Origin of the sequence: Micromonospora sp. C97 (assembly GCF_018070385.1) — a bacterium.
Taxonomy (GTDB): Bacteria; Actinomycetota; Actinomycetes; order Mycobacteriales; family Micromonosporaceae; genus Micromonospora; species Micromonospora parva.
The window spans coordinates 666,381-675,641 of sequence record NZ_JAGPXU010000002.1 but is presented as its reverse complement, the minus strand read 5'-3'; the positions used below and the strand labels follow the sequence as shown (position 1 = coordinate 675,641).

Sequence of the window (9,261 nt, the reverse complement as noted above, 5' to 3'; positions counted from 1 at the left end):
GAGTTACGGCGGTCATGGCGGAGGGGAAACGCCCGGTTACATTCCGAACCCGGAAGCTAAGCCCTCCAGCGCCGATGGTACTGCACTCGTGAGGGTGTGGGAGAGTAGGACGCCGCCGGACAATCTTTCAGAAAAGGCCACCCCTCACGGGGTGGCCTTTTCTGCGTCTCAGCCGCCAACGGGAACGGGTGGACCGTCCTTGAGCGTCACGGTCGCGCTCGATCCAGGATGTAGTGGCTTTGGTGGTGTGCGGGCACCACGACAACCAGGATATTGCGCGATCTTGCGTCCGCCCCTGGGCCGGGTGCCCACGGATAGGCTCGGTCTGTGGACGAGGTCCTGATATTCGTGGTGTTCGCGGGCTGCGTGGCCGCGGTCCTGAGCACCCTGTGGTGGCTCGCATCCCGGGTCCGTCGTCGTGGCATTGGGGGCGAGGTCATGGGCCCGTTCGAGGAGATGTGGCACCCGGCGGCGCACCGCTTCCGGGCCGAGATCCGGGTGCAGGAGAGCCGCACGGTGCCGATGCCGCCACAGGGTGGGAGGCGCGATGGGGCCCGGCGGCAACGCCGCCGAGCTGACCCACACCTGTGACTTCAGGAAAAAGGCCGACCTGGAAGTGGACCTCAGGACGTCTTCGGGCCGCAGACGTAACGGGGTTCCGCGTCGTAGCGCCAGGTGAACTTCTCCCGCTTGACCACCACGCCGCCCTTCTTGATGACCCGGAAGGCGTCCTGGGTGAAGCCGTTGATGCCGTTGGTCTCGATGCACGAGGGCCCGGGGGTCAGGTGGATCTGCTTCGGCGTCGTGATGTTGCGGCGCGGGCCGTACTCCGTCTTCACACTGTCGTAGATCTTCGTGCTCCAGATCGACACGGTGACCGAGCTGGACGTGTACGACGTGTCGATGAGGACGCCGTACTCGGTGTTGTTGCGGAACTTGAAGTCCAGGTTGGGCCAGAAGATGGTCGACTCGATGACCGCCGGGTACCTGTCGAACCAGTACGAGTGCGGCTTGTGCTCGACGTCCTCCAAGCCGGCGTAGTAGGTCGCGTTGAACAGCGTGGTGGTGAACTGCGAGGTGCCACCACCGACCCCCGGCACCAACTTGCCGTCGAGGATGACCGGTGCGTCCCGGTAGCCCTGCGCGTAGCCGCGTTCCCCGGTGTGACCGTTGAGCGAGAACGTCTTCCCGGGCAGCACGACGGTGCCGTCCACCTTCTTCGCGATCGTGGCGATGTTCTGGCTGCGCGACGAGGCCATGCCGCCGGTGAACCGGGTGGTGAAGGTGGAGACCCGCTCCTTGATGCCCAGGCCGGCGAGCTTCTCCGCGGTCAGCTGCGGCGGCGTCGGCTTCAGCTCTCCGGTCACCTCGCGACCGTCTGCCTTTGGCAGCACGGCGAGCAGGTCCCGACTGAGCGCCGCCGTGTCCAGCTGCTGCCCGGACTGTCCGTCCTTCACGGTGGGCCGGCCGCCGGCAATCGTCATCGTGGCGTCCTTCGGCGGCACCTCGATGGCGGCCAACTTCTCGCCGAGCGCGGTGCGCAGGCGCTTGACGTCCACCGTGGGGGTCAGCTTGCCGGTCTTGTCGGCGTTGAACCGCAGGCTCTTCGCGATGGCGGCGGGCGGGACCGTCACCGAGCCCTTGCTGGTGCGCAGGGTGACCGGTGCGGCCACCGCAGGCTTCGCCAGCTCGTTGACCAGCCGATCCAACTCCTCCGGGGTGGTGGCCGGGTGGGTCTCCACCAGGGGCACGGTGACCGGCTCGCCGGCCAGCCAGCCGGCGCGGACCACCTCGGCGGAGCGTTCCGGGTTCAAGGCCAGCCCGGGCTTGGGCTGCACCACCTTCGGGGTGGTGCCCTGATAGGTGATCGCCGGCATCGTCATCCCCTGGGCCTGGTCGCCGAGCACCTTGCGGAGCGCGTCGTCCAACCGGCCCACGTCGACCGTCACCACCGGCTCGACGGTGCGGGAGCCGACCAGCCGGCTGACCGGGTGCGCGTCGGCCTCAGCCGCCGCCGCGACGGTCGCCGGCACGTCGACGGCCAGCCCCACGTCGGCCGGTTTGATCTCGGCGGTACGCCCGTCGACGGTCACCTTCAGCGGTGTGGCCAGCGTCGCCGCCCGCCGGTCCAGCTCCGCCCGCAACTCCCGGTCGGCGTCCGCGCGGCTCCGGCCGCCCAGTTCGGTGCCGAGCACGCTGGTGCCACGGGGAACGTCACCGGCGTACGCCCAGGCGCCGGCGCCCGCCACGGCGGCGAGGACACCACCGGTGATGCCGGCGGCGAGCAGCATCCGCACCCGGCGTGACCGGCGCGGGCCGTTGTCGGGTTCGCCGGGAGCGGCTGTCGTGACCGGCTCAGGTCCATCGTCCGGCCAGGTGACGGCGGTGACCTGCACGGTGGGCCGGTCGTCGACAGGTGGACTGCTTTCGCCGTACAGCGTCACTGCAACCTCGATCGCCAGGGTGCCGCGGGAGGTCCTTCCCTCCCGGAGCCACCTACGGTAACGAATGCCCAGCCGTCCTCGTGGCTGCGCCCACCAGGCGCTGCCACCGCGTGTCGTACGGCGTGTCGCACCGAGCCGGGGGCGGTGCCGGGGGCGGATCACCGACGTGGCACGGTGACCGGGTGGGCACTGCGGAGCGGGTGTTGGCGTACGGGGGCGGCTGGCTGGACCGGGCAGGCCCGTTGCGCACCGATCCGACGCGGTTGAGCGAGCTGTTCGCCGAGCCGACCACGGTGCTGCTGGCCATATGGCGGGACCGCTGTCTCGTCGACGGCGACGGGCCGGTTCGGCTCAGCGCGGAGCGCGCGGCGCTGGTCCGATCCGCCGCCGCCGAGACCGTCTTCCTGGGGCTGGACGCGGAGACCGCCGTGTTCGCCGCAGACCTCTCCGACCTGCCCGAGCGGTCCGCCGTCGAACTGGCCGGTGCGGTGCGGTCCGTCGACGTGCGGGCCCTGGTCGGGCGACTCGAACCCGGTCACGCGGCCGTCCAGGCGTACGCCAGGGGTTTGTTGCACTGGCACCGGCAGCAGCGATTCTGCGGGACGTGCGGCGCGGCGGCCGTCACCGGCGGCGGCGGGCACCTGCGGACCTGCACCGGCGCGGAGTGCGGGCGTCTGCTGTTTCCCCGGATCGAGCCGGCGATCATCGTGTTGGTCGAGGCACCCGGTCCGCCCGGGCGGTGTCTGCTGGCCCGGCACGCGGGCGCGGCCGAGGACGCGTACTCGACGCTCGCCGGTTTCGTCGAGGTCGGCGAGAGCCTGGAGGACGCGGTCCGTCGGGAGATGGCCGAGGAGGCGGGCGTGACCGTCACCGACGTGACCTACCAGGGGTCGCAGGCGTGGCCGTTCCCCGCCGGCCTGATGGTGGGCTTCCGGGCCACCGCCACGTCCGACGAGGTACGCGTCGACGGCGAGGAACTGCTGGAGGCGCGCTGGTTCACGCGGGCGGAGCTGCGGGACCGGGTGGCCTCGGGTCGTCAGCTCGGTCGGGTGGACGCGATCGACCACCGCCTCCTGGCGGACTGGCTCGCGGAGGGTTAGTCGGGCTCGCCCACCGGTGCCCGGGCTGGCCGACGGGCCGCCACCGCCATGATGGCGGTGACGACGACAGCCGTGCCCAGGGCGGCGAGAAGGAGACCGGGGACGGTGTGCGGCCGCAGCGTCGCGGTGACGGCCACCAGGCCGGCAATGCCCACCCACAACGGCGTCGCCGCCCACCGCGTGCCGGCCGCGAGCCGGTCGTTGAGCAGCACGAACGTCACCGCGTAGAGGGCGCCGACCGCCGCGAAGAGGGGCGCGTACCGGCCGAGGTGGTCGTAGTCGGGCCCACCGGCGAGGCGGAAGGCGAGCCCTCCGGCGAGCGCCGAGGCGAGCACCAGGACCAGGCCGCATCCGCCGGTCACCGCGAGCGCAACCGTTCGGCTGCGCCGGTCACCGCGAGCCAGCCGCGGTAGGGCGAGGACGGCGGCGACCTGCGGCGCCCAGAGCGCGCCCTTGCTCAGCACGGTGCCGACCGAGTACGCCCCGGCATCCGACGGGGGCAGCAGTTGCCGGGCCAGCAGCAGATCGGCGTAGGAGACGACGAGCATCGCCAGCGTCGCACCGCAGCCGGCGACAATCTGAGCGACGGCCAGCCGTGGGACGTCGGACTGTCGTCCGGGCTCGCGGGCGAGTCGGGCCAGCACCGGCGGGGCGAGCGCGGCGGTCAGCGCGCCGGCCGCCAGCGCGCCGGTCGGTCCCGCGCCGAGCAGCAGTCCGGCGATCACGCCGCCGTAGCGGCCGGCGGCGAGCACTGCCATCCCGATGGCGAGTCGTACGAAGCGCTGGCCACCCTGCAACTCGCCGAGGGACCGGGAGGAGAGCACGATCGCCGCTGTGCTGACCGCCAGCAGTGCGGGCATCTCGACCGGGAGGTCCAGGGCGGTGACCAGCAGTGGCGTCGCCGCGATGAGGGCCCCCGCGCAGACGGCAGCGGTGATCGCGGTGAGCCGTCGAGTGTCGGAGGACCCGTGTCGGGCGTGGTGCACGGCGACGGCCAGTTGCAGACCGAGCCCGGGCACACCGGCGATGGCCACCAGACCGAGGGCGGCGGCGAGCGCGCTGAGGTCGGCCGGGTCGAGCCGCCGGGCGGCCAGCACCGGCACCACGTACGCCAGGCCGTTGACGAGTACGCCGGCCACCGTGACGCTGATCCCGGCCGCACCGAGACCGTTGTTCCGTCGGCCCGGCTCCTCCGTCTCCGCCGTCCGCTCTGTCGCCTTCGGACGGACGGGTCGCCGAAGGCTCACGTGATCTCCGAGAAGGTCGGACGCTGCCCGTCGGCCGGGCCGGTCGCCTGGTCCGGGCCGGTCGCCGGGTCGGGCTCGGCCGCGTCGGGCTCGGTCTGGTCGGGCTCGGTCTGGTCGGGCTTCGCCGCGTCCGGTTTCGACTCCTCCGCGACCAGCGCAGTCGCCGCAACGGCCGAGGTCACGGCGGTCGGCGTGGTCCGGCGTACGGGTCGTCGGCGGGCGGCGGTGGAGAGCCAGAGAGCACCCAGGGCGACGACGGTCGTGAGTTGCAGCAGGGCGTCGGTGTCGCGTTGCGTCGAATTCAGGTAGAGCCACCCGGCGAGCACCAGGAGCGCTCCCGGCAGCCAGGTCTCCACGGCCCGGCTGATCGTCCTGGCCCGACGTGGGTCAGCCGACCAGGGCAGGCGGCGTGGCCCGGGCACCGCCAGCATGAATCCGGCGGCGACCAGCAGGCCGCCGATGAGGCCGCTCCACAGCACCAACGCGCCGGCCCCGACCGCCAGCAGTGGCAGTGAGCGGGTGACCCGGCGTCTGCCACGCGGTAGGGCGCTCGTCGAGGTTCGCCCGGTGGGCTGGCGGGCGGGCAGCACCGCGAGGAGGACCACCGCCGCCAGCAGGACGCCGCCGAGCAGAAGGCCCGCCCGGTACGTCGTGTCCGGGGCGAAGCGGAGTACCACCTCCCCGGAGGTGCCAGCGGGAAGAATCCAGCCCTGCTGCCATCCGTCCACCACCAGCGGCTTCAGCGTCCGCCCGCCGATGGTCGCCTCCCAGCCGGTGTTGGTGTTCTCCCGAACGGCGAGTACGCGGTCGACGGGGTGGTCGGCCACCCGTACCCGCCGCTCGGTGGCCGTCCAGGAGCCGACCTCGATGGCGCTGGCGACCGCCGCAGGGGTCGGCGTGGGCGTACGCGGCACCAGGGCGACCCGAGTGGGCGAGGCGAGCTTGCTCGGTGTGGTCACGATGCGGTGCTCCCCGCGGCCCAGGTCGAGCTGTCGGGGCGTGTCCCGCCCGCACGGTGTCACCGCCATCTCGCGCAGTTCCAGCAGGTCGCGGAGTGTCCCGCGGAGCGTGGTGGTCACCCGGGACGCGCCGATCCGCAGCGTCGGACCCGACCCGCAGGCCAGCGTCACTGGTGCGTCGGGGCGCGGTTTGACCGTTGACGCTCCGGGCAGCACTGTCACCTCGCCGACCGCGACGGGCAGCTTCTCCGGCAACCGCAGCTTGTACGGGTCCGTGCTGGTGGCGGCCGGCTTGTCGAGGAACTGGATGGTGATCTCGTCGGTCCGCATCGGCGGGTCCAGGCGAAGGAGCCCGTCGTCGCCGAGCAGGCTGCTTCGGAAACCGTCGTCACCGACCACCCGCACACTGCCGAGGCGGGTGGCGGCCGCCTCGTCGTCCACGGAGAACCGGAGTCCGGTGATGGTCTGCGGCTTGAGCCACTTGAGGCGCAGGATCGGTGCCTCGTCGCTGACCGCCGGTGACCAACTGGTGGTCGGGTCCCCGTCGAGTGCCGCGCCGGCCCGACCTGTCGGGTCGGGAACGGCCGTCGAGGAGGCGCTGACCTGCGCCGCGAGGCGCAGTGGCTGTGCGTCGGCCACCAGCTTGTCGAGAGTGTTGTCCAGGTCCGGGCCGGCCGTCGGCCGCGCCCACAGCTTGGCCTCGTAAGCCCCGGCGGCGGGCAGGGTGAGGGTCCGGTCGATGCTGGAGGCGTCCTCGGAACCGCGGACGGCGTCGGTGGAACAGTGGGGGTGGCCGTCGACGGTGAAGCAGGCCGGGGTGGTGGGCGGCGCCGACACGACGACGGTCGCCGGCCGGTCGGTGGCCGGTGCGGCGGGAAGGACAAGGGTCCGGCTCGTCTGGACGCCGGGAATCGTGATCTCGGCGAGGCCGACCGACCCGTTGCCGAACGAGCGGAGGTCGTACGCGTCGTCGATCGAGATCTTGACCGTGCGGGTGGCGTGGACGCCGGGCAGCTCGAAGACCATGTGATCGCTGAACTGTTCGACGGTGCGGCTCTCGTACCCGGCGGCGACGGTCACCGTCGTGGGCAGGGCGTCGGCCTTCAGGTCGAACCAGACCTCGACCCGGGTGACCCGGGTCGGGTTGGCGAGGCCCACCTCGACCCACTGACGGTCGCTGGGCGAGTACGGCGCGGACTGCCAGGACGTTTCCGGATTGCCATCCATCGCCGCGTACGGCTGGTGCTCGGGGCGGGCACCGCCGGGGGAGTCAACCTGCGAGCGGGCGGTCGACGCGCGGATCGCGCTGATGCCCTCGAAACGGGCGACGGTGGACTGCTGCGCCCCCCACTCGGGCAGGTAGTCGTGGGCGGGCGCTGTCACCTCGAAGGTGTCGTCGGCGGTGAGAGTCTGTGAGGCGTTGTCGCGCGAGCGGCCGAACGACACGTCGCGCCTGCGCAGCCCGTCGGTCATCGCGACCGGCCCGGCGATGCCGGCCGCCGTCGCATCGCCGGCCAGGACCGTCGGCGCCGTGCCGAGCTGCCCTGCCGCGGCGAGGTCGAGGAGCGACTCGGGGCCGCCCACAACTGTGGTCACGGCGTCACGGTCGTACGCGACAACCGGCTCGACCGGCCGGTCGACCCGGTAGACCTCCAACGCTCGCACGGGCACGTCGAGCCCCTGGTCGCGGAACTCGTCCGGGGACGAGGGCCCGCCGCGCAGGGGGCCGAAGGAGGTGACGCGGGTCAATCCGGGTGAGCGGTCCAGTGCCTGGCGGACCACAGCCGGGCGGGCCGTGTCCGAGCGGCCGTGGTCCAGGTCGGCGCGGAACAGGACGTGGCTGATCCCGGACCGGGCGAGCAGGTCGGCCAGGCCCGCCGACCCGGCGCCGGTGGCGAGTGTCGACTCGATCGCGTCCAGCAGCCGGATCGTGGTCGGTGGGGTGAAGGGGATGGAGTTGCGTACCGCCCACCGGCTGTTCAGCAGCGGCTGGGCGATCTCATCGGTGGTGTTGCCCCAGTCGTACGAGGGGAAGCGCGCCCCGGGTACGACGAGTACCCGCCCGCGCCCGGTGTTCGCGTCGAGCCAGTCGGTGGCCTCGTGCCAGTAGCCGGGCACCGCCTTGACGCCGCCTGGCGTGGCGAGACCGCCGGCGAGCGCGGGCGTGGCAACCGCCGTGACGGCGACCATGGCCACACCGGCTGTGAGCCAGGCGCGTGCGACAGTTCGTGGGCGGTGCTGCTCGGGCGCGGTGCGTGCCGCGCGGATGGCCAGGCCGATCAGGTGCGCCATACCCAGGGCCAGGGGCAGGCGGAGCAGAACGTCGAACTTGTGCACGTTACGCAGGGGGGCACCGACGCCGTCGAGGAACTCCCGCTGCGGGCCGGCGAGGATGTTCGGCAGGTCACCGACGTGCCCGAGACCGACGAGCGCGGCGCCCAGCACCAGACCGGTGATGAGGAACCGGCGGTGCGGCATCCCGCGTCGGGACAGCCCGAGGACACCGAGGGCCGCGACCACCAGGGTGGCGGCGACCAGTAGCGCCTCGTTGGCGAGTCGTGCGCCGGCCGGAAGGATCGGCCCGAACGGGGTGGCGAGGTAGGCGAGCCAGTAGGAGGCGCCGCGGAGGGTCGTCACCGCGTCGGTGACGCTGGTCGTGTTCCGGGCGGTCTCGATGTAGTCCAGGAAGGGTGGGCTGTACCGGCCCAGAACGAGCAGCGGAACCAACCACCACGCCGTGGCCAGCGCCACCGCGCCACACCACGCGGCGATGGCGGTGACGCGGCGGCGTACGGGCTGGAGGGTGGCGAGCCAGAGCAGGGCGAGTGGCACCACCGCGGCCACGGCTGTGGCGTTGACTCCGCCGGCGCAGGCGACGGCTACGGCCGACCCGGCGACGGCGCGCCGCAGCGGGGTGCCGCCGGCGAGGCCCACCAGCGGGATGAGCACCCAGGGGGCGATGGCGCTGGGCCAGGACTCGACCGAGGCGTAGCCGAGTTGGGTGAGGATGCGGGGTGACAGCGCGAAGGCGACACCGGCGATCATGCGTCCGGCGGGCGTGCCGATACCCAGCCTGCCCGCCAGCCGTACCACTCCCAGGTAGGCGACACAGAAGATCAGCGCCCACCACAGCCGCTGGACCACCCACGGCGCGATGCCGAGTTCCGATCCGAGCAGGAAGAACGGGCCCATCGGCCAGAGATATCCGTACGCCTGGTTCTGTAGCTGACCGAACGTGCCGTTGGGGTCCCAGAGGTGCAGCGAGCGGAGCAGCCAGCCGGCCGGGTTGACACTCAGGTCGATCTTGGTGTCGGGGACGACCTGGCCCGGGGCCTGCTGAAAGGCGAGGGCGGTCAGCGCGATGCAGATGACCAGGTGCCGGAACCGTCGGGCCGTGTGCCGGCTTCGACTGGACACCGGAGCGGCGCCACCGGTCACCTCTGCACGCATTTCGGCTCCTGTCTTCACCGGCCGGACGCGCACCTGCAGCCGACTACTGTCGCGCGACGTT

5 protein-coding genes and 1 rRNA gene are annotated in these 9,261 nt (G+C 72.4%); 3 read left to right on the top strand and 3 right to left on the bottom strand.

Annotated elements, in window-relative coordinates; genetic code table 11:
• Window positions 1-4: 4 nt before the first annotated feature.
• Together rrf and KBX26_RS06325 are read left to right on the top strand one after the other, a co-directional pair.
• Window positions 5-121 (top strand): 5S ribosomal RNA (rrf, locus tag KBX26_RS06330).
• Window positions 122-327: 206 nt separating this feature from the next.
• Complete coding sequence (locus KBX26_RS06325) at window positions 328-591, top strand: hypothetical protein (protein WP_210864916.1); 264 nt, start codon at window positions 328-330, stop codon at window positions 589-591.
• Between the two features lie 32 nt (window positions 592-623).
• Here KBX26_RS06325 and KBX26_RS06320 read toward each other — a convergent pair whose 3' ends face one another.
• Complete coding sequence (locus KBX26_RS06320; protein WP_210862884.1) at window positions 624-2,444, bottom strand: VanW family protein; 1,821 nt, start codon at window positions 2,442-2,444, stop codon at window positions 624-626.
• 182 nt (window positions 2,445-2,626) lie between these two features.
• Here KBX26_RS06320 and nudC point away from each other — a divergent pair, with 182 nt between their 5' ends.
• Complete coding sequence (gene nudC / locus KBX26_RS06315; protein ID WP_210864915.1) at window positions 2,627-3,544, top strand: NAD(+) diphosphatase; 918 nt, start codon at window positions 2,627-2,629, stop codon at window positions 3,542-3,544.
• Here nudC and KBX26_RS06310 read toward each other — a convergent pair.
• Window positions 3,541-4,791: a lipopolysaccharide biosynthesis protein gene (locus KBX26_RS06310; protein ID WP_374224216.1), complete on the bottom strand. Its 1,251-nt coding sequence runs from the start codon at window positions 4,789-4,791 to the stop codon at window positions 3,541-3,543. The two genes, nudC and KBX26_RS06310, sit on opposite strands and share 4 nt — an antisense overlap.
• Window positions 4,788-9,200 carry an alpha-(1->3)-arabinofuranosyltransferase gene (locus KBX26_RS06305; RefSeq protein ID WP_210864914.1) on the bottom strand — a complete coding sequence of 1,471 codons (4,413 nt, stop codon included), beginning with the start codon at window positions 9,198-9,200 and terminating at the stop codon, window positions 4,788-4,790. Before KBX26_RS06305 ends, KBX26_RS06310 begins: the two co-directional genes overlap by 4 nt.
• Window positions 9,201-9,261 lie beyond the last annotated feature (61 nt).

Bases quoted from the DNA above. Each gene is read 5' to 3' on its own strand.
- KBX26_RS06305 (WP_210864914.1), bottom strand. From the start codon at position 9,200: ATGCGTGCAGAGGTGACCGGTGGCGCCGCTCCGGTGTCCAGTCGAAGC.